The 23,589-nt window shown below is 55.1% G+C and carries 25 protein-coding genes; 7 read left to right on the forward strand and 18 right to left on the reverse strand.

Going from position 1 to position 23,589, the window contains the following annotated elements; genetic code table 11:
* Nucleotides 1-18: 18 nt before the first annotated feature.
* Nucleotides 19-156, forward strand: coding sequence for a hypothetical protein (locus tag QOX26_RS00300; protein WP_283672890.1), 138 nt, complete (start codon nucleotides 19-21; stop codon nucleotides 154-156).
* A gap of 42 nt (nucleotides 157-198) precedes the next feature.
* Here QOX26_RS00300 and QOX26_RS00305 read toward each other — a convergent pair whose 3' ends face one another.
* The 8 genes from QOX26_RS00305 to QOX26_RS00340 form a co-directional block, all read right to left on the reverse strand.
* Nucleotides 199-945, reverse strand: a complete 747-nt coding sequence (locus tag QOX26_RS00305) for a glycerophosphodiester phosphodiesterase (protein ID WP_283672891.1) — start codon at nucleotides 943-945, stop codon at nucleotides 199-201.
* Nucleotides 946-1,130: 185 nt separating this feature from the next.
* Complete coding sequence (gene argF, locus QOX26_RS00310) at nucleotides 1,131-2,045, reverse strand: ornithine carbamoyltransferase (RefSeq protein WP_283672892.1); 915 nt, start codon at nucleotides 2,043-2,045, stop codon at nucleotides 1,131-1,133.
* On the reverse strand, nucleotides 2,046-3,224 hold the full coding sequence (locus tag QOX26_RS00315; RefSeq protein ID WP_283672893.1) for an aspartate aminotransferase family protein: 1,179 nt from the start codon (nucleotides 3,222-3,224) through the stop codon (nucleotides 2,046-2,048).
* Nucleotides 3,225-3,241: 17 nt separating this feature from the next.
* On the reverse strand, nucleotides 3,242-4,123 hold the full coding sequence (gene argB / locus QOX26_RS00320; protein ID WP_283672894.1) for an acetylglutamate kinase: 882 nt from the start codon (nucleotides 4,121-4,123) through the stop codon (nucleotides 3,242-3,244).
* Nucleotides 4,120-5,328 (reverse strand): bifunctional glutamate N-acetyltransferase/amino-acid acetyltransferase ArgJ, encoded by a 1,209-nt coding sequence (gene argJ / locus QOX26_RS00325; protein WP_283672895.1) that lies wholly within the window; start codon nucleotides 5,326-5,328, stop codon nucleotides 4,120-4,122. The genes argB and argJ overlap by 4 nt, the downstream gene beginning before the upstream one ends.
* A 28-nt stretch (nucleotides 5,329-5,356) precedes the next feature.
* Nucleotides 5,357-6,277 carry an N-acetyl-gamma-glutamyl-phosphate reductase gene (argC, locus tag QOX26_RS00330; protein ID WP_283672896.1) on the reverse strand — a complete coding sequence of 307 codons (921 nt, stop codon included), beginning with the start codon at nucleotides 6,275-6,277 and terminating at the stop codon, nucleotides 5,357-5,359.
* Nucleotides 6,267-7,661 carry an argininosuccinate lyase gene (argH, locus tag QOX26_RS00335; RefSeq protein ID WP_283672897.1) on the reverse strand — a complete coding sequence of 465 codons (1,395 nt, stop codon included), beginning with the start codon at nucleotides 7,659-7,661 and terminating at the stop codon, nucleotides 6,267-6,269. Before argH ends, argC begins: the two co-directional genes overlap by 11 nt.
* A gap of 61 nt (nucleotides 7,662-7,722) precedes the next feature.
* Nucleotides 7,723-8,976, reverse strand: a complete 1,254-nt coding sequence (locus QOX26_RS00340; protein WP_283672898.1) for an argininosuccinate synthase — start codon at nucleotides 8,974-8,976, stop codon at nucleotides 7,723-7,725.
* Between the two features lie 233 nt (nucleotides 8,977-9,209).
* Here QOX26_RS00340 and QOX26_RS00345 point away from each other — a divergent pair, with 233 nt between their 5' ends.
* Together QOX26_RS00345 and QOX26_RS00350 are read left to right on the forward strand one after the other, a co-directional pair.
* Nucleotides 9,210-10,652: a nicotinate phosphoribosyltransferase gene (locus tag QOX26_RS00345; protein ID WP_283672899.1), complete on the forward strand. Its 1,443-nt coding sequence runs from the start codon at nucleotides 9,210-9,212 to the stop codon at nucleotides 10,650-10,652.
* A gap of 140 nt (nucleotides 10,653-10,792) precedes the next feature.
* On the forward strand, nucleotides 10,793-11,986 hold the full coding sequence (locus QOX26_RS00350) for an MFS transporter (RefSeq protein ID WP_283672900.1): 1,194 nt from the start codon (nucleotides 10,793-10,795) through the stop codon (nucleotides 11,984-11,986).
* A gap of 32 nt (nucleotides 11,987-12,018) precedes the next feature.
* Here QOX26_RS00350 and QOX26_RS00355 read toward each other — a convergent pair whose 3' ends face one another.
* The gene (locus QOX26_RS00355; protein WP_283672901.1) at nucleotides 12,019-12,510 is read right to left on the reverse strand and encodes a COG2426 family protein; all 492 of its coding nucleotides are present in this window, start codon (nucleotides 12,508-12,510) and stop codon (nucleotides 12,019-12,021) included.
* Between the two features lie 171 nt (nucleotides 12,511-12,681).
* On the opposite strand from QOX26_RS00355, the gene QOX26_RS00360 reads away from it, so the two are divergent.
* On the forward strand, nucleotides 12,682-13,032 hold the full coding sequence (locus QOX26_RS00360; RefSeq protein WP_283672902.1) for a PadR family transcriptional regulator: 351 nt from the start codon (nucleotides 12,682-12,684) through the stop codon (nucleotides 13,030-13,032).
* A complete protein-coding gene (locus tag QOX26_RS00365; protein ID WP_283672903.1) occupies nucleotides 13,019-13,342 on the forward strand; it encodes a permease prefix domain 1-containing protein in 324 nt (107 codons plus the stop codon). Before QOX26_RS00360 ends, QOX26_RS00365 begins: the two co-directional genes overlap by 14 nt.
* 34 nt (nucleotides 13,343-13,376) lie before the next feature.
* Here the strand turns inward: QOX26_RS00365 and QOX26_RS00370 are convergent, their stop codons facing one another.
* Genes QOX26_RS00370 through cls form a run of 3 tightly spaced genes read right to left on the reverse strand, consistent with a single transcriptional unit; the run spans nucleotide 13,377 to nucleotide 16,129 of the window.
* On the reverse strand, nucleotides 13,377-13,826 hold the full coding sequence (locus QOX26_RS00370) for a threonine/serine exporter family protein (protein ID WP_283672904.1): 450 nt from the start codon (nucleotides 13,824-13,826) through the stop codon (nucleotides 13,377-13,379).
* The gene (locus tag QOX26_RS00375; RefSeq protein ID WP_283672905.1) at nucleotides 13,823-14,584 is read right to left on the reverse strand and encodes a threonine/serine exporter family protein; all 762 of its coding nucleotides are present in this window, start codon (nucleotides 14,582-14,584) and stop codon (nucleotides 13,823-13,825) included. The genes QOX26_RS00370 and QOX26_RS00375 overlap by 4 nt, the downstream gene beginning before the upstream one ends.
* A gap of 15 nt (nucleotides 14,585-14,599) precedes the next feature.
* The gene (cls, locus tag QOX26_RS00380; RefSeq protein ID WP_283672906.1) at nucleotides 14,600-16,129 is read right to left on the reverse strand and encodes a cardiolipin synthase; all 1,530 of its coding nucleotides are present in this window, start codon (nucleotides 16,127-16,129) and stop codon (nucleotides 14,600-14,602) included.
* Nucleotides 16,130-16,274: 145 nt separating this feature from the next.
* On the opposite strand from cls, the gene QOX26_RS00385 reads away from it, so the two are divergent.
* Together QOX26_RS00385 and QOX26_RS00390 are read left to right on the forward strand one after the other, a co-directional pair.
* On the forward strand, nucleotides 16,275-17,474 hold the full coding sequence (locus tag QOX26_RS00385; protein ID WP_283672907.1) for a M24 family metallopeptidase: 1,200 nt from the start codon (nucleotides 16,275-16,277) through the stop codon (nucleotides 17,472-17,474).
* Between the two features lie 18 nt (nucleotides 17,475-17,492).
* Nucleotides 17,493-18,365, forward strand: coding sequence for a DegV family protein (locus tag QOX26_RS00390; protein ID WP_283672908.1), 873 nt, complete (start codon nucleotides 17,493-17,495; stop codon nucleotides 18,363-18,365).
* Nucleotides 18,366-18,400: 35 nt separating this feature from the next.
* Here QOX26_RS00390 and QOX26_RS00395 read toward each other — a convergent pair whose 3' ends face one another.
* The 6 genes from QOX26_RS00395 to QOX26_RS00420 all read right to left on the reverse strand — a co-directional run bounded on the left by QOX26_RS00395 (nucleotide 18,401) and on the right by QOX26_RS00420 (nucleotide 23,483).
* Nucleotides 18,401-19,258 (reverse strand): AraC family transcriptional regulator, encoded by an 858-nt coding sequence (locus QOX26_RS00395; protein ID WP_283672909.1) that lies wholly within the window; start codon nucleotides 19,256-19,258, stop codon nucleotides 18,401-18,403.
* 135 nt (nucleotides 19,259-19,393) lie between these two features.
* Nucleotides 19,394-20,020, reverse strand: coding sequence for a cytidylate kinase-like family protein (locus QOX26_RS00400; RefSeq protein ID WP_283672910.1), 627 nt, complete (start codon nucleotides 20,018-20,020; stop codon nucleotides 19,394-19,396).
* A gap of 13 nt (nucleotides 20,021-20,033) precedes the next feature.
* The gene (locus tag QOX26_RS00405; RefSeq protein ID WP_283672911.1) at nucleotides 20,034-20,741 is read right to left on the reverse strand and encodes an ABC transporter ATP-binding protein; all 708 of its coding nucleotides are present in this window, start codon (nucleotides 20,739-20,741) and stop codon (nucleotides 20,034-20,036) included.
* A 19-nt stretch (nucleotides 20,742-20,760) separates the two neighbouring features.
* Nucleotides 20,761-21,519 (reverse strand): ABC transporter ATP-binding protein, encoded by a 759-nt coding sequence (locus QOX26_RS00410; protein WP_283672912.1) that lies wholly within the window; start codon nucleotides 21,517-21,519, stop codon nucleotides 20,761-20,763.
* Between the two features lies 1 nt (nucleotide 21,520).
* Nucleotides 21,521-22,591, reverse strand: a complete 1,071-nt coding sequence (locus QOX26_RS00415) for a branched-chain amino acid ABC transporter permease (protein WP_283672913.1) — start codon at nucleotides 22,589-22,591, stop codon at nucleotides 21,521-21,523.
* Between the two features lie 10 nt (nucleotides 22,592-22,601).
* A complete protein-coding gene (locus tag QOX26_RS00420; protein WP_283672914.1) occupies nucleotides 22,602-23,483 on the reverse strand; it encodes a branched-chain amino acid ABC transporter permease in 882 nt (293 codons plus the stop codon).
* Nucleotides 23,484-23,589 lie beyond the last annotated feature (106 nt).

Consider the following 23,589-nt stretch of genomic DNA (forward strand, 5'->3'; position numbering starts at 1 on the left):
AACGGTACAATATAGTCAATGAAAAATACCGTTTGCGTAAAGGAGTACTTGATGATGTTCCGTTTTTCCAAAAAAGACCGTGAGCGCAAGGCCGCTCGTGAAGCCAAGTGGAATGCGTTGGCCATGCCGGCAACTATCTTCCACACCGCTCAGTAAAAGCAAGCAAAAAAGCAGGCTCCCAGATGGGAGCCTGCTTTTTTATTTACACATTTCCTCTGCCACGCGGCACAGTACATCGGGATGGTTGGAGATGATAGAGTCCACACCGCGTTCCATCATGTCGCGCATATCGGACACCTCATTGACCGTCCAGGTGTTCACATTCATGCCGCGGCCGTGGTAAAGATCGACCAGTTCCGGCTGATACTGGAGCAGCATATAGCGGGGATGCATATTATCCGCGTTGGAGCGTTCAATGTATTTGTCAATATCGAGAAACGGCTTATCATACAGCAGTCCTGTCTTAATATCGCCATTGAGGTTTTTAAAGTGCTGCATCGAAATATGGTTGAAAGAGGACACAAACACCTCGTCCTGCATTTTGTGTGCGCAGACTGCATCAATCACCATCTGCTCCAGACCCTCGTAAAACACCTCATAGTTTTTCAGTTCCATGTTGAGCAGCATATGGGTGTCATGGCAAAAATCGAGCAGCTGATCGAAAGTCCAAATATGCTGACCTGCAAACTCCGGCGCTTTCCATGATCCGATGTCAAGCTGCATCAGTTCATCATAAGTGTAATCCTTGAGATAACCGGTGCCGTTTGAGGTACGCTCAAGTGTTGCATCGTGGAAAATAACCAGTTTTCCATCCTTTGTGATATGTACGTCGCTTTCAAATCCGTCACACGCGGTTTTTTGAACGGCGGCTTCAAAAGCAATCGGACTGTTTTCGGGGTATTCTCCGGAAAATCCGCGGTGGGCGAGTAAAATCGGTTTTTTCATTGTATTTTTCCCCTTTACCTCAATTTCAGACATTAAAAAAACACATGAATAACACGCAGCATCCTCCTGCTGCGCCCATTCATGTGCGTCTCTCAACTCTTGCACAATTTATAATTACAGTATACTCCTCCGTCCTGCGAATTGCAAGCAAAAAGCGGCCGCATATGCGGCCGCTTTTGTGTCTTTTAATCCTTCTTTTCCGCCATCAGCGTGACCATGACGGCCTTCTGGGCGTGCAGGCGGTTTTCCGCCTCCTCAAAGATTTCGTCCGCGTGCTCCTCGAACACCTTGGTCGTAATCTCCTGCTCACGGTAAGCCGGCAGGCAGTGCTGCACCATGCAGCCGGGCTTTGCCGCAGCAAGCAGGTCATCGTTCACCTGATAGCCGGCAAACGCCTTGGCGCGGGCCTCCTTCTCTGCTTCCATGCCCATGGACGCCCACGTGTCGGTGATAACGACATCAGCGTTCTCCGCAGCCTTCATCGGGTCATTGGTGATAAAGAAATCAGGGTTGCCCTCGGCAAAGGCCATCACCTCAGCATGCGGACGATACGCCTCCGGTGTCGCAATCGACACCTTCATGCCGGTTTTCAAGCCGCCGACAATCAGCGAATTCGCCATGTTGTTGCCGTCGCCGATATAGCACATCTTGAGGCCTTCCAGCACAGCGAATTTCTCACGGATGGTCATCAGGTCGGCAAGCACCTGACAGGGATGACAGAAGTCGGTCAGGCCGTTGATAATCGGAATCGTGCCGTAGCCTGCGAGATCCTCGACCTCCTGCTGTGCATAGGTACGAATCATAATGCCGTCCAAATAACGGGAAAGCACACGCGCCGTGTCCTGCACCGGCTCGCCGCGGCCAATCTGCAGGTCGCGGTTGGACAGAAACATCGCCTGACCGCCCAACTGATACATACCGGCCTCAAACGAAACGCGGGTACGGGTGGACGACTTCTGGAAAATCATGCCCAGGCTCTTGCCCTCCAGATGGCGGTGCGTAATATTGTGCTTCTTTTCATATTTAAGCTGATCGGCCAAATCGAGCAGGCCAACGATGTCATCAGCGGAGCAATCGAGCAGTTTGAGTAAATGCTTCATTTAAAACACCTCTTTCATAATGGTCAGCGCCTCATCCATTTCCGCCTTGCTGATGGTCAGCGGCGGCAGCAGGCGAACGGCATTCTTACCCGCAGTAATCGCAAGCACGCCCTTATCAATAAGCTTGCCTGCAAATTCTGCATGCTTACCCTCGTCCACGATGATACCCAGCATCAGACCCATGCCGCGCACGCCGTGAATGTTAGGCGAGCCGATAGCGAGAATCTGCTCCTTGAGATATTCACCCTTGGCACGAACTTCAGCCAGAAACGCATCGTCTGCGACCGTGTCGAGCACGCAGTTTGCAGCCGCGCACACCATTGGCGTGCCGCCGAAGGTGGTCGCGTGCGTGCCGGGCGTCAGCACATCGCAGCAGGTCTTTGCAGCCATGACCGCGCCAATCGGCGTGCCGCCGCCAAGTCCCTTGGCCATCGAGACGACATCCGGTGTGATGTCGTAATTCTGGAAGCAGAACAGCCTGCCGGTGCGGCCGATGCCGGTCTGCACCTCGTCAATCAGCAGCAGCAAATCCTTTTCGCGGCACAGCGCTTCGACCTGCTTTACAAACGCAGCGTCGAGCGGCAGTACACCACCCTCGCCCTGAATCAGCTCCATCATCACAGCGCAGGTCGCGCCGTCGATTTTGGCCTTCACGCTGTCAATGTCGTTCGCAATCGCATAGTCAAAGCCCTCGGTAAAGGGGAAAAAGTAGTTATGGAACTTATCCTGACCGGTTGCCTTGAGCGTCGTCACCGTGCGGCCATGGAAGGAGTTGATGAGTGTTACAATCTTATGCCGTCCTGCGCCGTACTTGTCAAACGAGTACTTACGTGCCAGCTTAATCATGCCCTCGTTCGCTTCCGCGCCCGAGTTTGCAAAGAACACCTTGCCCATGCCCGTGTTCGTGACCAGCTTCTTTGCGACCTGCACCATCGGCTCGGTCGTGAACAGGTTGGACACGTGCATCAGCTTATGTGCCTGCTCGGTGATGGCCGCGATGAGCGCTTCGTTGTTGTAGCCCAGGCAGTTGACACCGATGCCCGATGCCAGATCAATGTACTTTTTACCCGCAACGTCCCAAAGCGTGGCGCCCTCACCGTGGTCGAGCGCGATTGGGAAACGGCCGTAGGTGTTCATCACATATTGATTTTCCTCGGCCTTGAGTTCTTGATATGTCATGTAAATCCGCTTCTTTCTTACTGGAACATGGTACCGACGCCAACCTTGGACAGCAATTCAATCAAAATTGAATGCTTGACGCGGCCATCCTGAATATTAGCTGCCCCGACGCCCTTGCGCACCGCCTCAACACAGCAGTCAACCTTGGGAATCATGCCGCCCTTAATCACGCCGTCGCGCACCAATTTGGGCACCTCCGATACCTTGAGGAAGGGCAGCAGCGTGGATTCGTCCTTGGGGTCCAGCATCAGACCGCGCACGTCGGTCAGCAAAATCAGTTTTTTCGCCTTCAGCGCGACCGCCAGCTTGGATGCGGCGGTATCTGCGTTGATATTGTAATTTGTTTCATCGTCAATACCCTGCGCAACGGTGGAAACAACTGGAATATACCCCTGCTGCAGCACATCAATGACCGGAGACGGATCAACGTCAACAATCTCGCCGACGTAACCGTAATCGGTGCCGACGCGGTCGGTCAGGCGCTTAGCCTGAAACAGGCCGCCGTCCATGCCGCCCAGACCGATGCCGCGTCCGCCCGCTTTTTCAAGCAGGGTGACAAGGTCCTTGTTGACCTTGCCGCACAGCACCATCTGCACGATGTCCATTGTTTCACGGTCGGTGTAGCGCAGGCCGTTGACAAACTCGGATTTTTTACCGATTTTGGTCAGCATATCATTGATCTCGGGGCCGCCGCCGTGCACGACCACCACCTTGATGCCGACCAGATTGAGCAGCACAAGGTCGTGAATAACCGCGTCCTTGAGTTCCTCGTTAATCATCGCGTTGCCGCCGTACTTGACGACGACCGTCTGCCCATAGTACATCTGGATATGCGGCAGCGCCTCAACCAAAATTTTAGCCTTGAGCTCCGCGTCCAGATCAAATTGTTCGTCCATCATGTCCGGTAATCTCCGTTGATTTTCACGTAGTCGTAAGTCAGGTCGCAGCCCCATGCGGTCGCGCTTTCGCTGCCTTCATTGACGTCGACCAGAATGACGACCTCGTTCTCGCTGAGCACCTTCTTGGCGAGTTCCTCGTCAAAATCGAGCGCCGCGCCCTTTTCGCAGACCGTCACGCTGCCCGCCGCCGACTCAAACGCGACGGTGACATATTCGGGACGGAACGGCGCCTTGGAGTACCCCATCGCGCACAGCACGCGGCCCCAGTTTGCGTCTGCGCCGAACATCGCAGCCTTGACCAGATTCGAGCCGACAATCGCCTTCGCCAGCCGCTCGGCGGCCTCCTCGGTGCGAGACTGTTTGACGGTGCAGGTCACCAGCTTGGTTGCGCCCTCGCCGTCCGCCGCGATTTGACGCGCCAGACGGGTATTGACCTCGCTCAGCGCCTTGCAGAACACCTGATAGTCCTCATCCTGCCACTCAATAAGCGGATTGCCCGCCTTGCCGTTAGCCAGCACGACGCACATGTCGTTGGTCGAGGTGTCGCCGTCCACCGTGACGCGGTTGTAGGTCTTTTTGACGTTCTCCTGAAGGGCATCAAGCAGCATCTCGTGCGTGATTGCGCAGTCGGTCGTCACGAAGGACAGCATGGTACCCATGTTGGGGTGAATCATGCCGCTGCCCTTGCAGATGCCGCCGATCCGACAGGTCTTGCCGCCGATTGTAAACTCAACCGCCGCGGTTTTGGTTTTCGTATCCGTGGTCATGATGGCGAGATTCGCCTGCTCCGAGCCGTCCCCGGACAGCGTAATGCCGCCGAGATTGGCCTCGATACACTCAATATTAAGACGTTGTCCGATTACGCCGGTCGATGCGACGACCAAATCCTTTTCATCTACCCCAACAACGCTTGCCGCCGCTTTCGCCATGCGGCGGGCATTTTCCATGCCGTCGGGCGCACAGGCGTTGGCGTTGCCCGCATTGGCGACGATGCCGCGCGCCACGCCGTTTTCCAGATGCTCCATGGTCACATAGAGGGGCGCGGCCTTGACACGGTTGAGCGTGTAGGTCGCCGCGGCCGTACACTCACAGTCGCTGAGTATGATGGCGGCATCATCGTTTGTGCGGCTGTCCTTGATGCCGCAGCGGATGCTGCCCGCCTGAAACCCTAAAGCGGCACACACGCCGCCGGAAATGATTTTCATAACACGTTTCCTCCTTTATGGAAGGGATTTATAGATTCAGTCCGGTCGTTTCGTCCAGACCGAGCATCAAATTCATGTTCTGTACCGCCGCACCCGACGCGCCCTTGCCGAGGTTGTCAAACAGCGCAGTGACGATGGTCTGCGATTCGTGGCCGCAGACAATCAGCTGCATGCTGTCATGTCCGGCGAGCGTGTTAGCATAAATCACCGGCTCTTCCCCGCCGAACGGTGCAACGGAAACCAGTTTCTGCCCCGCATAGTGCTGCGCCAGCGTTTCGTGCACGCGGTGCGCGTCTACGCCCAGCAGCATGACGGTGGTCGCCATACCCTTGTAAAAGTCGCCCAGAATGGGAACGAACACCGGCGCTTCGGTCAAACCGCAGATGTGCTGCATTTCAGGCAGGTGCTTGTGCTGCAGGTTCAGGCCGTAAATGCGGTGGGATGCGTGACGCGGGTCACGCGCTTCGTCCTCATATTCGGCAATCAGCTTTTTGCCGCCGCCCGAATATCCGGTCAGCGACGAGCAGGTCAGCGCATAGTCCGGCGACAGCACATCGTGGGCGACCAGCGGATAGACCGACGAAATGAACCCGCTCGCATGGCAGCCGGGATTCGCCACGCGCAGCGAATTGACGATTGCCGCGCGGTGTGCCTTAGACAGCTCAGCAAAACCGTAATCCCAATCGGGATCAATACGGTGCGCGGTTGAGGCGTCAATCACACGGGTCGTATCGTTTTCAATCAGCGCCACGGCTTCGCGCGCCGCCGCATCCGGCAGGCAGAGGAACACGATGTTCGCTGCGTTTAGAAACTTGCGGCGCTCTTCCGTGTCCTTGCGCTTGTCTTCGTCAATCAGCAGCAGATCGAGATCGGTGCGGCTGCCCAGCCGCTCGTAAATCTGCAGACCGGTTGTGCCCTCTTTGCCGTCGATGTAGATTTTAGGCTTCATCGTTTTCCACCTGCTCGATGAACTTGTCGATCTTGTCAATCTGGCGCGTGACCTCCTGCGGTGCAGGGCCGCCGATGACCTTACGTTCGCCGACACAGGTACGCAGGTCAAGCGCGTCATACACATCGTCACCGAAGTTGGACGAAATCGCAGCAAAATCCTTGAGCGTCAGCGTTTCCAACGTCTCATCGGCCTTGATGCACTGGTTGACCAAACGGCCAACCGTCTTATACGCATCGCGGAAGGGCATGCCCTTCTTGGTCAGATAATCGGCGCAGTCGGTCGCGTTGATGAAACCGCCCGATGCCGCGCGGCGCATATTGTCGCGGCGCAGCGTCATGGTCGCAAACATGGGCGTGAATACCTCAAGGCACTGTTTAACGGTGTCAATCGCACCGAATACAGCCTCCTTATCCTCCTGCATATCCTTGTTGTATGCAAGCGGAAGTCCCTTCAATACCGTCAGCATCGTGGTGAGCGAACCGTACACACGGCCGGTTTTGCCGCGAATCAGCTCGCATACGTCAGGGTTCTTTTTCTGCGGCATGATGGACGAACCGGTGGAATACGCGTCGTCCAGCTCGACGAACTTAAACTCCCACGAGCACCACGAGATAATCTCCTCAGAAAGACGCGACAAGTGCATCATCAGAATGGACAGCGCGGAGCACAGCTCAACGCAGTAGTCGCGATCGGAAACACCGTCGAGCGAGTTATCGGTCAGGCGGGCAAAGCCCAGCTGCTCGCGGACGAAATCACGGTCAATCGGATAGGTGGTCGACGCGAGCGCGCCCGAGCCGAGCGGCATTTCATCCATGCGCTCCAAGCAGTCCTGCAACCGCGAAACATCACGTTTGAGCATATTCGCGTAGGCCATCATATAATGTGCGAACGTTGTCGGCTGGGCACGCTGCAAGTGGGTGTAGCCCGGCATGACCGCGTCCAGATTCTCGCGGCTCTTCTTGGTCAGCGCCTTCATAAAGCCGAGAATCAGGTCGATAATCTCGCGGATCTCCTTGCGGCAGTACAGACGCATGTCGAGCGCGACCTGATCGTTTCTCGAACGGCCGGTATGCAGGCGCTTGCCCGTGTCGCCGATGCGCTCGGTCAGCAGCTGCTCGATGTTCATGTGAATGTCTTCATAATCGAGCGAAAACTCGACTTTGCCGTCCTCAATGTCCTCCAGAATGCCCCGCAGACCCTCGACAATCTTCTCCGACTCGTGCTGCTCGATGATGCCCTGCTTACCGAGCATGGCGGCGTGCGCCATCGAGCCGGTGATGTCTTCCTTATACATGCGGCAGTCAAACAGGATGGACGAGTTAAAATCGTTTACCACCAGATCAGTTTCCTTCTGAAACCGTCCTGCCCAAAGTTTTGCCATAATCAATTACCTCTCTGAAAAACGTGCGGGCGCGCCTTGACGGTGCGCCCTGACGCATATCTTACTTCTCTACCGACGGGAAATGCTTGCCGGTCTTATCGAACAGCATCTGGTCATTCAGCGCGCGCACCTTGAGCGGCAGACCGAACAGGTTGATGAAGCCGGCAGAATCTGCCTGATCGTAGCAGTCATCCTCGTTGAAGGTCGCCATATCCTCGGAATAGAGCGAGAACGGCGAGGTAACGGATGCCGGAAGAATGTTGCCCTTGTAAAGCTTGAGCTTAACGTCGCCCGTGACGGTTTCCTGCGTGGAATCAACAAAGGCCGAAATCGCCTTGCGCAGCGGGGTGTACCACTGGCCGTTGTAGACCATTTCGCCGAACTTCAGCGCGACCTGCGCCTTGTAGTGCGAAGTCTCCTTGTCAAGCGTAATCTCCTCGAGCTTCTGGTGCGCCGCATAAAGAATTGCGCCGCCCGGGGTCTCGTAAACGCCGCGGCTCTTCATGCCGACCAGACGGTTTTCGACAATATCCAGAATGCCAACGCCGTTTTCACCGCCCAGCTTGTTGAGGGTCTCGATGATCTTGACCGAATCCATCTCCTCGCCGTTTACTGCGGTCGGCACACCCTTTTCAAAGTGGATGTCAACATAAGTCGCCTTGTCGGGCGCCATTTCCGGAGAAACGCCAAGCTCGAGGAAGCCCGGTCTGTTGAGCGGCGCTTCGTTCGAGGGCAGCTCGAGGTCAAGGCCTTCGTGGCTCAGGTGCCACAGGTTCTTATCCTTGGAATAGTTGGTTTCCTTATTAATCTTAAGCGGGATGTTATGCGCTTCCGCGTAGGCAATCTCCTTTTCGCGGCTGTTCAGCTCCCAGAACCGCCACGGTGCGATGATGTCCATCTGCGGCGCAAAGGCGTGAATGGCCAGCTCGAAACGCACCTGATCGTTGCCCTTGCCCGTGCAGCCGTGGCAGATTGCGTCTGCGCCTTCCTTTAATGCAATCTCAACAATGCGCTTTGCAATGATCGGACGGGCAAACGACGTGCCCAGCAGATACTGCTCATAGGATGCACCCGCCTTCATGGTCGGGATGATATAGTCGTCAACAAACTCCTGCGTCAGGTCTTCAATGTACAGCTTGGATGCGCCGGTCTTGAGCGCCTTTTCCTCAAGTCCGTCCAGCTCGGTGCCCTGACCGACGTTACCGGAAACCGCGATGACCTCGCAGCCGTAATGCTCCTTGAGCCACGGAATCAGCACCGAGGTGTCCAGACCGCCCGAATACGCCAGAACTACCTTGTTATATTTCTTTTCCATATCAATTCCTCCGTTTTGTCCAACTTTTCACGTTGGATATATTATACCTCCGTTGCAGTCATTTGGCAATATAAATTTATAATTATTTTAATTTATGTATAATTATACGCAATCTGTATGAGACATTTTCAAGAAATGCTTGCACTTTGCCTGAAAAAGAGCTATTATGTCTATAATATCGTCTGTCAAGACAGATACACAAACCGAATAAAAATAGCAGGGGGACTGCTGCAATGACCGAGAAAAATCTCACGATGCTCACCGACTTCTACGAATTCACCATGGCGCACGGCTACTTTGAAAAAGGGATGGCCGATCGCCGGGCGTATTTTGATATGTTCTTCCGGCGTGTGCCGGACGGCGGCGGCTACGCTATCATGGCGGGCGTGCAGCAGTTGATCGAGTATTTTAAAAATCTGCATTTTACCGACGAGGACATCGCTTACCTGCGTGGACGAAACTGTTTCTCCGAACCCTTCCTTGACTATCTGCGTACCTTTCAATTCGAGTGCGACGTTTGGGCCGTGCCCGAAGGTACACCGGTTTTCCCGGGCGAGCCACTCGTTACCGTTGCCGGGCCGATGATTCAGGCGCAGTTTGTCGAAACCATGGTACTGCTCACCATCAACCATCAGACGCTGATTGCAACCAAGGCCAGCCGCATCACGCGTGCCGCACAGGGCCGCGTTGTGCTGGAGTTTGGCTCGCGCCGCGCGCAAGGCTATGACGGCGCAATCTATGGCGCACGTGCTGCCTATATCGGCGGCTGTCACGGCACGGCCTGCGTGCTCGCCGACCGCGATTATCAGATTCCTGCCGGCGGCACGATGGCGCACAGTTGGGTGCAGATGTTCGACAGCGAGTACGAAGCCTTCACCGCATACGCGGATATTTATCCGACCAACTGCGTTTTTCTGGTTGACACCTATAACGTGCTCAAATCCGGCGTGCCGAACGCTATCCGCGCCGCGCGCGAGATGATTGAGAAAACCGGCATCCGCCCCAAGGGCATCCGTTTGGATTCCGGCGACATCGCCTATCTGTCCATCCGCGCCCGCGAAATGCTCGACGAGGCCGGCTTCCCCGACATGCAGATTATGGCCTCCAACTCGCTGGACGAATATCTGGTGCGCGACCTGATTACACAGGGTGCACGCATCGATTCCTTCGGCATCGGCGAACGGCTGATTACCTCCAAGTCCGAACCGGTGTTCGGTGGTGTGTATAAGCTGGCGGCTGTTGAAAACGCGGAAGGCGAGATTGTTCCTAAAATCAAGGTTTCTGAAAACGTGGAAAAGATTACAACACCGCATTTCAAGCAGGTTTACCGCCTGTTTGACAACAAGACGGGCAAGGCGATCGGCGATGTCATTACTATTCACGATGAAACAATTGACGATTCCAAGCCCTATACCCTCTTCCACCCCATCCACACATGGAAGCAGAAGATTGCGACCGATTTCACCGTGCGTCCGCTGCGTGTCAAGCTGTTTGACAAGGGCTCCTGTGTTTATGAAAGTCCTGCCATCGATGCAATCCGCAATCACTGCACGCAGGAGTTGGACACGCTCTGGGAGCAGGTCAAGCGCTTTGAAAACCCGCAGACGTACTTTGTCGACCTTTCCAAAAACCTTTGGACAGTCAAAAACGACCTGCTGGAAACCTGCCGCATCTAACATGAACAAAATCAAACGGCGAACCGTCACGGTTCGCCGTTTTTTTGTGCCTCTCCCCCTCAAAAATTACATTGACAACGCTTCGTGCACCGTCTATGATAGTGAATTGGAACGAAATAACAAAGGGGTTACATAGGGGTATGAAAAAGGAGTCCTTTTTTCGCATGCTCGGCAGGCGTAAGGCCTACGTCGTCGCCGAGTTATTTTTTGTTTATCTGGTGCTGGGCATCGGACTGATTATGTTGGGTTCGGTCTTGCCGATGCTCAAAGCCGAATATCAGCTTGACTATAAAACAGGTGGCATGTTGTTGTCCGTTCAATCGGTGGGGTATCTGGCAATCGGCCTACTCACCGGCGTTCTCTCCCTCAAAATCGGATTGAAACGCGCTTATCTCATCCTGTATACGCTGTTCAGCATCGGTCTTGTCATGCTGCTGGTCAACGGTGCGCCGATGTGGCTGATGGCCGCAATGCTGCTGATTGGTCTGGCGAAAGGCGCAATCACCGACTATAACAATCGTGTTGTCAATGAATATTCAGGCGGCAATGCGTCCCCGCTCAATCTGCTGCACGCTTTTTTTGCCATTGGTGCGTGCCTTGCCCCTTTCATCGTGCTGTTTTGCACGCGAAACGGAAACGGCGGCTGGCGCACAGCGGTCATTTTTGCCTCTGCTCTGGGCGTTGTTTCGCTGATTTCCGGTTTCTTTATGCATCTGCAGGAGGACAGTGCCGCGCCGACCGAGCAGCACGCCGCACCGTCCACCGAGTTCGGTTTTCTGCGTGAGCGCTTGTTCTGGCAGACCGCAGTCATCGGCTTTTGCTACCAGGCAGTCGAAGCATCCATGATGGGCTGGCTGACCAGTTTTTATGTCGATACCGGCGTGATGGGCACAGGTTCGGCGCAGGTTATCACCTCCATGCTGTGGGTTTCTCTGCTGATTGGGCGTTTCTCATGCAGCGCGATTGCGGCGCGATTCCGCCCCTTCCAGATGATTCTCGTCATGTGCCTTGGCATGGCAGGCTTTCTGACGCTGCTCGTTTGCAGTCACAGCCTTATCATGGTGCTGCTTGCAACCGTCGGCCTTGGTCTGTGCATGTCGGGCATGTACGGCACCTCGGTGGCAAATGCGGGCGATACCTTTGCGCGTTACCCCATCAGTATGGGACTGTTTGTCACCATGACCGGCGTGGGCGCCGCTATCGCACCGACCGCGGTCGGTGTGCTGGCAGATCGATTCGACCTGCGTACCGGCTTCGGTGTGCTGCTGATTGCGGCCATCCTGCTCGTTGCTGCAGCGATCGTTAACGCCCGTTATTTTCGGAAAAAGGCATAAGAAAAGCCTCCGGCTTCGGCCGGAGGCTTTTCTTAAAACAGTTTAAACACACCGAGCACACCGTTCGACGCAATCAGCATGATAATGCCGGCTGCGATTACGCCCGCCGTGATAGACAGCATCGCTTTGCCCTTCGGCATTTCGAGCAGCGTTGCAATCAGCGCACCCGACCACGCACCGGTGCCCGGCAGCGGCACGGCGACGAACAGAAACAGTCCAATGCGTGCATACTTGGTCACCTGATCCTTTTTGCTTTCAAGCTTTGCCTTATAGTTGTGTACAAAGCGGGTAAACGGCTTGAGCGTGCCCACCCAGTCCAGCACTTTTTCACCGAAAAACAGCACAAACGGAATCGGAATCACATTGCCCAGATAGGCCAGCGGCATGACCTCATACCACGGCATACCTGCCGCAACACCGAGCGGTACCGCACCGCGCAGCTCCACCAGGGGCACCATCGAAATAATCAAGACTGCGAGTTCGCGCCCCGCCCCGAGCAGCCAATCAAACAGACTCTGAAACATGTTTTTTCCTCTCATATCCAAAACTAATGCTTATCATACCCTAAAACGCGCCTCCATGCAACCTTTTGAAAAAAATTCATAAATATCAAACATGAATTTAACATTTGACACTCCACAGACATCGCGCTATACTATGGATACCTAGAATATCAAGGTATCGGAGATGATGGCATGCCGCGCAAAAAGGACGAAGCCGGTTTTCCCGGCAGCAACACCCTGTTAATCCTTGCATTGTTGGAAGACAACGATAAATACGGCTATCAGATTATCCGCGAATTGGAGTGCCGCTCAGATCAAACTTTTTCCATGAAGGAAGGCACGCTCTACCCCATTTTGCACAGTCTGGAGGACCGGGGCGAAGTGCGCTCCTACGAGCGCGAAAGCGATGTGGGACGCAAGCGACGGTACTACAAGCTGACCCGTCAAGGCATTCGCACGCTCGCCAAGTGCCGCCGCGAATGGGAGGCCTTCTGCAAGCAATTCGGCAAAGTGGTCGGGGGTGAAGCATGTGTCCTCGGATGAGCGCATTGCCGCCTATCTCGATCAGGTCTGCCGCTATATCTCGTGGCCGCCCTATGCCGCCCGCGTCCGACGCGAGCTGATCGACCACATCCTCACCCGTTCGGAATACCTGCAGCACGAACGCGGCTTTACCGAAGAGGAAGCCGTGGCACAGGCAATTCGTCTGCTCGGCAATCCCGATGAAATCGGCCACGCGCTGCCGCGTGCGTATCGGCCGTATCGGCGGCTGCTCTGCCTGTTGATCACCTGTCTGCTCTGGGCAGGCATCGCATCCTGTATTATTATGATTTTGCTTTACTTTCCGCAGTGAAAAGCGTTCTGTTCTCATAAGAACAGAACGCTTTTTATTTACTTTTGCGCAGCGCCAGAATTTTCAGCACCGTTTGCACCAAACAGGTCACAAGGATAATACCGAACGAAATCGCTCCGGCCTCGCCCAGCACCAAATTACCATAGTCTGCGAACCGTTCCACATCCCCCTGCACCAACGCAAGCGTTGTGTAATACAAATCACCGCCCGGCACAAGCGGCACAAGCATCGGGACGAGCAGGGTGATGACCGGCGTCTTCATCACGCGGGCAAGTACCTCGGCCAGAAGTGCCGTGCCGAGCGCGGCAAGGAAAAAGGCGAGCACGCGATCATCATAAAAATGCTGCGCCAACAGGTACAATGCCCAGTTCGCCACGCCGCCCAGACCAGCTACAACCAGCTTGCCGCCTGACATATGAAACAGCAGGCTGAACCCGACTGCACCCATGCCGCCCAGTATCAGCTGCAAAACCATCTCGGTCATGCGCCACCTCCGACCTGCATCAGCACCAGTGCACAGCCTGCAGCGATGGCCACCGCACGCAGCAGGGCTTCAAATGCACCGAGCAGACCGCTGATGGTGTCTCCGCCAATCATATCGCGCAGCGAGGTCACGAGCGCAATACCGGGAATCAGCAGCATGATATTGCCAATGACGATTTTGTCGAGCGCCTGCCCCAGACCAATCTGCACCATCAGCCATGCCGTAAGGCACATCGATGCCGACTGAACAATGGTCAACACGATGGGCTGCAGCTGAACGAGTGCCCCCGCCCGCCCCAACACATACAGCAGCATGCTGCATATCATCGCGGCAATGCCATCCCGCACCGAGCCGCCGAAAAACATGGCAAACGAACCTGCGACGAGCAGATAGGCCAGCACAGTTGTCCACGACTGTCCATTCGGCGCATCAGCGATTTGTTGGATACGCGCACGCAGCTGTTCCAGCGGCAGCGGCGCAGCACAGACCGCGCGGGACAGGGCATTGACCTGATCAATCCGCCTCATGTCGGTTTCCCGACGAGTGACGCGCCGCGTCTGCGTCAGAATCTCTCCGCTGCGGTGCCGCGCTGTGACGACCATGCTTGCTGTGATGGTCAGCACATCGGCACGCTCAAAGCCGTAGGAGCGTGCCATGCGCGCCATCGTATCCTCCACGCGGCCGACCTCTGCCCCCGCAGTGAGCAGCAGCTCGCCCGCATCTAAAATACAGCTTAAAATCTGCTCGTTTTGTTCCATGTTTCCTTTCCCTCGTTACAGCATCGGCGCGAACAAACGCAGCACGGAAGCCGCAACCGAGCGCACCCACGGTACGCGGTGCAGCCATGCGTCATCAATCAGGCGGCTTTTGGCCATCACGTCCAGCGAATCCTGCTTCACTGCTTCGACCACCGGATCGTCATAAAAACAGGTCGCGCATTCAAAATGCAGGAAGAACGATCGAAAATCCATATTAATCGTACCGACAATACAGGTATCATCATCTGAAACAATGCTTTTCGCGTGAAGAAAACCGGGTTTATACTCATAAATCTTTACGCCTGCACGATGCAGCTGCTGATAGTAGGAACGCGTAATCATATAAACCAGCTTTTTATCCGGAATACCGGGCGTCATGATGCGCACATCTACGCCCGACTGCGCCGCAATAGTAAGCGCGGTAATCATTTCATTGTCAAGCACCAGATACGGCGTTGCAATATAAACATATTTGCGCGCCGTGTGCACGATTTGCAGATAAACCGCCTCGCCAACGTTCAAATCGTCCAGCGGTGAATCCGCAAAGGACTGCACATAGCCCCGTCCCGGCATTTTCACCGATGGCAGATAAAAATCCATCGGCGGCACAGGTTCTCCGGTTACATATTCCCACATCTGCAAAAAGAGTGAGGTCATGTTCGCCGTACCATCGCCGCGCAGCATGATGCCGGTATCCTTCCAGTGACCGAAGCGCTGCTTGACGTTGATGTATTCGTCGGCCAGATTGATGCCGCCCATATAGCCCACATTGCCGTCAATCACCATGATTTTGCGGTGATTGCGGTAATTGAGGTAGGTATTGAGTGTCGGAATAAAGCGATTAAAGCGCACCGCGCGAATGCCAAGTGAGCACAAATGCCGATCATAATTCATCGGGAGCGTTGCGATCGAGCCAACATCGTCATACAGCACGCGCACATCCACGCCCTCCCGCACCTTCTGACACAGGATATCCAGAATCGTATTCCACATTACGCCTTCTTCAATGATGAAATACTCAAGAAAAATAAATTTCTCGGCTTTGCGCAATTCTTCACACATTGAAGCGAACATATCCTCACCCACGCGGTAATAATGGGACTCTGTATTGCTCCAAACCGGCATACCGTCCAAGTTTTCAATATACCGAGCAGGTGCTGCATGCCGTGGTCGCTCCTCCGCCAACTGTTCTGTCATCGGCGTGCGCAGATAGGTGCGGAAATCAGGTGGATTCGGCTCATACTTATGCTGGGTGCGCGCCCGGTTAAAGGGCGTGTTGCCCCAGAGCAGATAGAAGAGTCCACCGAATAACGGCAGTGTCAAAATCATGATAATCCATGTGATTTTATAGGTCGGGTTATCATATTTTCGCACCAACCAGATTACCATAATGATACTAAGCACCGTCAGCATATTGTAAACCCAACGCCAGTTTACACTTGCACGCCCCACACTGTACATGACGATAACAAACTGCGCCAATACCAGCAGCGCCCCAACAAAGCGGCGATCACTGAACAGGCGGCCAAAAGTTTTCCGCATCATACACCTCCTTCATATAAATACAATTTTTCTACAAATCTCATGATATCGCACATGACGACAAAAGTCAACGCGGTGACATTGCCCACCAGTTAAATCTGTGATAGAATAAGTATTATATTTCGTCTTCACAGGAGGATTCCTTGATATGCCGCATACCGCAGTACCCGCAGCCGAGCTTTCGGCACGCCTGAGCCGTCTGCGTCAGGCGCTCTGCGCCCAGGCCCCTGACTGGTCCATGGTTATTCTCGACCATAAAATCAATTTATATTACCTGACCGGCACAATGCAGGATGGCGCGCTCGTCATTACGCCGGATGAAGCTGTGTTTTTCGTGCGCCGCTCCTACGAATGCGCCAAGGCGGATTCACTCTTCCCCGACCTGCGTCCGATGGGCAGTTTTCGCACCATTGCGGAAGCATTCCCGCACATACCCGAGACAGTCTATGTTGAAACCCGCACAATGACGCTGCAAAAGCTTTCCATGCTGCAAAAGTATCTGCCGTTTGCCCGCACCAAGTCGGTAGACAGCGTTCTTTCCGGTCTGCGCGCAACCAAGAGCGAATATGAGCTCACCTGTATGCGCACTGCCGGTCAAATGCATGCCGCGGTTTTGGAGCGGATTGTTCCCTCCCTCGTGCGCCGGGATGTGAGCGAAGCGCGGCTGTGCGGTGAAATCTGCACTGCCCTGCTTGAACACGGTGCGATGGGTATTTCGCGGTTTAATCAGCCGATGGCCGAGGATGTGCTCGGCGTCTGCTCCTTCGGCGCACACGGCCTGTGCAGCGCGGCACTCGACAGTCCTTCCGGCACAATCGGCACCTGTATCGCAATGAAGTCCATCGGCTCATGTGAGCGCCGCCTTGCGGTGGACGAGCTGATTCTGCTGGATATTCCAAGCGGTTTTCGTGGTTATCACACGGACAAAAGCATGACCTATTTCTATGGCGATTGGTCCCGCCATCCGCAGGGGGCGCTCATCCGCGCGGCACATGACCAGTGTGTGTTGGTCGAACGCTGTGCCGCGCAGCGCATGGTGCCCGGCGCTGTGCCTTCTGAAATCTACGCCGAGCTGACCGCCATGATTGACCCCGCCTTCCGGGAAGGCTTCATGAACGGCGCCAAGTTCTTGGGGCACTCCATCGGCCTGACCATGGACGAAACCCCTGTGTTGGCGCGCGGCTTTGATGCGCCTCTTGCTGCCGGCATGACCTTTGCGGTCGAGCCGAAAATCGCGCTGCCCGGCATCGGCCTGATCGGCACAGAAAACACTTATGAGATTTGCGTTTCCGGACCTGCCCAGTCGCTTACAGGCACGCCGGATGCGGACTGGGAAATCAACGACTGACGAGAAATGAGGAAAATCATGCAAAATTTTGTACTGGTCACCGACTCTACCATTGACGAGTCCGCTGCCTATTTCGCACAGCACGATATCAAGTGCGCCCCCCTCTCCTTCACGATTGACGACCGCACGACTGAAGAGGACAGCTTCCAGACCATTTCCTACAAGCAGTTTTACGACCTGCTGCGTGCCGGAAAAATGTCCTCCACCTCGCAGGCCAAGCTGGAAACTTTTCTAAAGCTTTTCCGTCAGGCGCTTGAAGGCGGTCAGGACGTGCTGTATGTCGGCTTTTCCGCAGGTTTGTCCGGCTCTTATGACGCAGGCTGCATGGCGCGGGACGAACTCGCCCCCGAATTCCCGGATCGCAAGATTATCTGCGTTAACACCCTGTCTGCCACCGGCGGCGAGCGCATCCTCGTAGATAAGGCGCGCGAGCTGCGCGACAGCGGCTGCTCAGCCGAGGTAACCGCCGAGGCCATCGAGCAAATTCGCCGCCACGTGATTCATTTAATCACCGTGAATGATTTGGGGCACCTGCATCGCGGCGGCCGACTGAGCCGCACCTCGGCTGTTGTCGGCAGTCTGCTCGGTATCAAGCCGATTATCTGGGTCAACGACGAAGGCAAGCTTGGCGTCGGCCACAAGGTGCGCGGACGCCAGAAGGCCATTGAATATCTTGCCGACCGCACCATCCGTGAAATTGCGGACAAGAATCAGGTCGTGCGCATCTGCCACGGCGACTGCGAGGCTGATGCCGATTTGCTGGCTGCCCGCCTGCTTGAAAAGGGCGGCATCCACTCGGAGAAGCAGATTGTCGGCACGGTAATCGGCTCGCACACCGGTCCCGGTGTTTTGGTCTGCAACTTTATCGGCGGTGACCGCACGCCGGATTAAAATAAAAAGGCTCCCGCCACACGGCGGGAGCTTTTTTATTGCGTCGTTTGTAAAAACTGCTTGCGGTAAATGCTCGGGGCATAGCCGGTGTGTTTGCTGAAAATCGTACTGAAATGATTTGGACTGTCAAACCCAATTTGTCCGGCGATATCAGCAATGGGCAGCTTGGTCGTGAGCAACAGTGACTGTGCCTCGCCGATGCGCCGACGCATGACATACTGCATGGGTGAATAGCCGCTGAATTCCTTAAAAAGATGCGATGCATAATACGGGCTGATGCCTGCCTGCGTCGCCACATGCTCCAGAGAAATATCCTCGGCATAGTGCGTGTCAATATACTCCCGCATCAGGTTCACCTGTGCCGATTCGGGCTGCTCACCCATCTGCTCCTCATATCCCAGCTGCGTAATCATGAGCAGCAGCGCAGGCAGCAAGTGTGCGATGATTTCTTCGCTGTGCGGACGCGGCTCGGTCGCATGAACATAAATCATGCGAAACATAGCCTCAAACTCGTCGAACCGTGAACCGGTATGCAGCAGTGCCGACGCCCCGCGCGGCAGAAGGCAGTTTTCCGGCAGTCCGGTAATGCGCAGGTTCTCCACCCCGCAGCAGTATATGTGCTCCATACTGTCCGCTTGCGCCGCATCCTCATGCACAACGCCTGTATTATATACCAGTACGTCTCCGCGCTTGGTGTGCAGCGTCTCGCCGCCGACCATATGCAGGCCGTGTCCTTCCACTGTGAGCAGCACCTCGCACTGGTTATGATGCCGGTGCATCGTGCGGGCGACTTGATCATGTTCATATGTCCATAGACTGACGTGCGCCAGTCTCGGCTGATTATCCTCCGCCAGCTTTTTCGCCTTGGCAGACTTTGTTATAATTTGCGGCATTGTGTTTCCCCCTTGGCTCCTCTTTTTATTATCGCAGAGGAAGCATGCCAAGTCTAAGTGCAATTTGCCTAAAATTTTGCTTCGTTCTTTGTATGAAAAAACCCGCCGTTTGTTTCGGCGGGTTTTTGTATTGCCTTAGGGTTGGAAACGCTCACGGGTTTCCAGATACTGCACGATGGCTTCGACCGTGCCGTCAAATCCGAGCACGGCGGAATTAATCGATAAATCGTAATTGAGCGCATCCTTCCATTCCTGGCCGGTATATCGCTTATAGTAGGCCGCGCGGTATGCGTCCACCTCGGCAATTTTCTTTTTCACCTCGCGCTCGGGCAGCGAATCGACCTTCATTGCCTCCTGCAGGCAGAAGTCCTCCGGCGCATGGACGAACACGCGAGCCACGTCCTTACGCTCGCGCAGCACATAGTCCGCACAGCGGCCAATCATCACGCACGGGCCTTTGTCCGCCAGTTCGCGAATGATTTTAGCCTGATACTCAAACAGATTATTCTCATCGGTAAAGCCACCCTGTTCAGGGCTGACCGGCTTGCCGCCCTTGCCGCTGTATCTGTTGCGCAGGCGGGTGAGCAAATCCGGCTTCAGGCGCTCATCGCTGAACAGCAGCGTGTTAATGCCGCTGTCCTCCGAAGCCATTGTGATGATTTCGCGGTTATAACACGGAATGCCCAGACGCGTGGCCAAACGCTGACCGATTGTCTTGCCGCCCGAACCGTATTGGCGGGCAATCGTTATGATATACGACATATCCCTTTCCCCCTTATTCACCCAAGTACGCTTGCTTAATCGAGTCATCGTCAAGCAGAAGCTTTGCCTCGCCCGATTTGACGACCTTGCCGGTCTCCAAAACATAGGCGCGGTCTGCAATGGAAAGCGCCTTCTTTGCGTTCTGCTCAACCAACAGCACGGTGGTGCCTGCCGCCGAAACCTCTTCAATAATCTTGAAGATTTCGCTGACAAACAGAGGCGACAGACCCATGGAGGGTTCATCCAGCAGCAGAATTTTGGGACGGCTCATCAGCGCGCGACCCATAGCAAGCATCTGCTGCTCGCCGCCGGACAGGGTGCCGGCGAACTGATTCTTGCGCTCCTCCAGTCTCGGGAAACGCTTGTAAACCCCCGCGAGCGACTCGGCGATTTCAGCCTTGGGACGGGTATATGCGCCCATTTTGAGGTTTTCATACACCGACAGCTCAGCAAACACGCGGCGGCCTTCCGGCACATGGCTCATGCCCAGACGGACAATCTCATGTCCGGGTTTCTTTGTAATGTCATTTCCTTCAAAAATCACCTGACCACTTTTCGCAGGCAGCAGGCCGGTGACCGTGTGCAGCGTAGTGGTTTTGCCCGCGCCGTTCGCGCCGATGAGCGCGACAACCTCGCCCTGTTCAACCTCGAAGGAAACGTCGCGGATTGCGTGAATCAGGCCATAATAGACGTTTAGGTTTTTGACTTCCAACATTGCCATATCGCTTTGTTCCCCTCCTTTATTCGCCCAGATAGGCCGTAACGACCTCGGGATTCGACAGCACCTCAGCCGGTGTGCCCTCTGCGAGCTCGCGGCCAAAGTTCAATACGTACAGGTATTCGCAGATGCCGGAAACGAGCTTCATATCATGCTCAATCAGCAGAATGGTCACACCGAATTTGCTGCGCACCAGCTGAATGGTTTCCATCAACTCAGCCGTCTCATTCGGGTTCATGCCGGCAGCCGGCTCGTCGAGCAGCAGCAGCTTGGGCTCGGTCGCAAGTGCACGGGCAATCTCCAGCTTGCGCTGCTTGCCATAGGGCAGGTTGGCCGCTTTATAATCGGCCATGCCGTCCAAATCGAACACCTTGAGGATGTCCAACGCCTTTTCATTCATCTGCGTCTCTTTTTTGCGGTAAGAGCCGAGATGAAACAAGCTTTCCGCCAGCGTATACGTAATCTTATTGTGCAGACCGGCCTTGACATTATCAAGCACGGTCAGCTTGGGAAACAGACGGATGTTCTGGAAGGTACGTGCCACACCCATTTGACAGATTTCATGCGGCTTCTTACCGATGAGGTTTTCGCCATCCAGACGGATGCCGCCATCCGTCGGACGGTACACACCGGTCAGCATATTGAACACGGTCGTCTTGCCTGCGCCGTTCGGGCCGATCAGGCCGACCAGACCGCCTTCTTCGATTTTCATACTCAGTTCGTCGACGGCGCGCAGGCCGCCAAACGAAATGCCCAGTTCGGTCACTTCAAGCATTGCCATGTTACGCACCCCCCTTTTCGGACTTTTCGAGCTTCTCCATCTGCTTCATGCCGCGCTTGTCGAGCATACGCTGCTTGATGCCGGAGTTGTTAAACAGCATCATAGCGATCAGCAAAATGGCATACAGCAGCATGCGGTAATCGCGCACCGGACGCAGCAGTTCAGGCAGCACGGTCAGCACTGCCGCACCGATCATCGAGCCCCAAATATTGCCCAGACCGCCGAGCACGACGAACACGAGCACCAGAATCGAGGTGTTGAAATCGAACTTAGAGGCAACAACCGTGGAGTAATTCATCGCGTACAGCGTGCCAGCCATACCGGCAAGCGCAGCCGAGACGACAAACGCCAGCAGCTTGTAGCGCGTGGTCGAAATGCCAATCGATTCAGCGGCAATCTTATTGTCGCGCACGGCCATGATGGCACGGCCCGCGCGGCTGTTAATCAGGTTCAGCACGAGGAACAGCGTAATCACCACCAACACAATACCCGAGGTGAAGGTCGAAATTTTCTGGATGCCGGACACGCCCATCGGGCCGTTGATAATCATTTTGCCGCCCTCGCCCAGCTCAAAGCCCTGTTCGAGCAGGCTGAAATGCAATCCGGATGCATCGCGGCCAATATACAGCACGTTTACGATGTTCTTGATGATTTCGCCAAATGCCAAGGTCACAATAGCGAGGTAGTCGCCCTTCAGACGCAGCACAGGCACGCCGACGATGACACCCGCAACAGCAGCGCACACAGCGGCAACCAGCATCGCAATCGCCAGACGCAGCGGCGCGGACGGAATCACATCGGCCAGACTGCTTGTGACTACAATGCCGGCGAACGCGCCGACCGACATAAAGCCCGCATGGCCGAGCGACAGCTCGCCCAGTACGCCGACAGTCAGGTTCAGCGAAACCGCCATGATAATATAGGCGCAAATCGGCACAAGCTGACCCTTCAGCGAGTTGTTAATCAGGCCGCCCGCAATCATCGCCTGTACGACGATGAAGAACACGGCAGCCAAGCCGTAGCAAATCACATTGTCACGTGTGCTGGGGGACAAATTTTTCAGTTTTTTCATTTTGCCCACCTCACACTTTCTCGTTTCTATGCTTGCCAAGCAGTCCGTCCGGCTTGACCAGCAGCACGACGATCAGCATGGCGAACACAATCGCGTCCGACAACTGGGTCGATATGTACGCCTTGGAAAAAATCTCGATCACGCCGAGCAGAATACCGCCCAGCATTGCGCCGGGAATCGAACCGATGCCGCCGAATACCGCTGCGGTAAATGCCTTGATGCCGGGCATGGAGCCTGTGGTCGGCATCAGGGTCGGATAGGCCGAGCACAGCAGCACGCCCGCGATGGCGGCCAGACCCGAGCCGATTGCAAAAGTGACCGAAATTGTCGTATTCACATTAATACCCATCAGCTGTGCTGCGCCCTTGTCCTCAGAAACGGCGCGCATTGCCGTGCCCATCTTGGTCTTGGTGGTGAACAGCGTCAGCGCAACCATGATGACTACGCAGGCCAACACCGTTACCAGTGTGACATGCGAAATGGACAGCTGACCGTCAAACAGCTTGACTGCGCCGCCGCCCACAACGGACGTAAAGCTTTTGGGGTTGGAGGTCCAGATGAGCAGCGCTGCATTCTGGAGGAAGTAGGACACGCCGATTGCCGTAATCAGCACCGCCAGAGACGGCGCCATACGCAGCGGCTTATAAGCCAGGCGTTCAATCGTAACGCCGAGCACCGTACAAACAACGATTGCCAGAACAACGCTCATCAGCGGGGACCAACCCATATAGGAGGTCCCGCAGAACGACATATACGCGCCGATCATGATTACATCGCCGTGGGCGAAGTTGAGCATCTTGGCGATGCCGTAAACCATGGTGTAGCCGAGCGCGATGATGGCGTAAACGCTTCCCAGACTGATACCGCTGATCAGATAGGATAAGAAGGTCATGCTATACACCTCATTCAAATCTTTTAATTTCTCTTACATACATACCCGTTTCATATGGGGTGGGGCTGGGGCTTGTTTCTGCCCCGGGACAAGCCTCCGCCCCGCC

It is taken from the genome of Butyricicoccus sp. Marseille-Q5471, assembly GCF_951230135.1.
GTDB lineage: Bacteria > Bacillota > Clostridia > Oscillospirales > Butyricicoccaceae > Agathobaculum.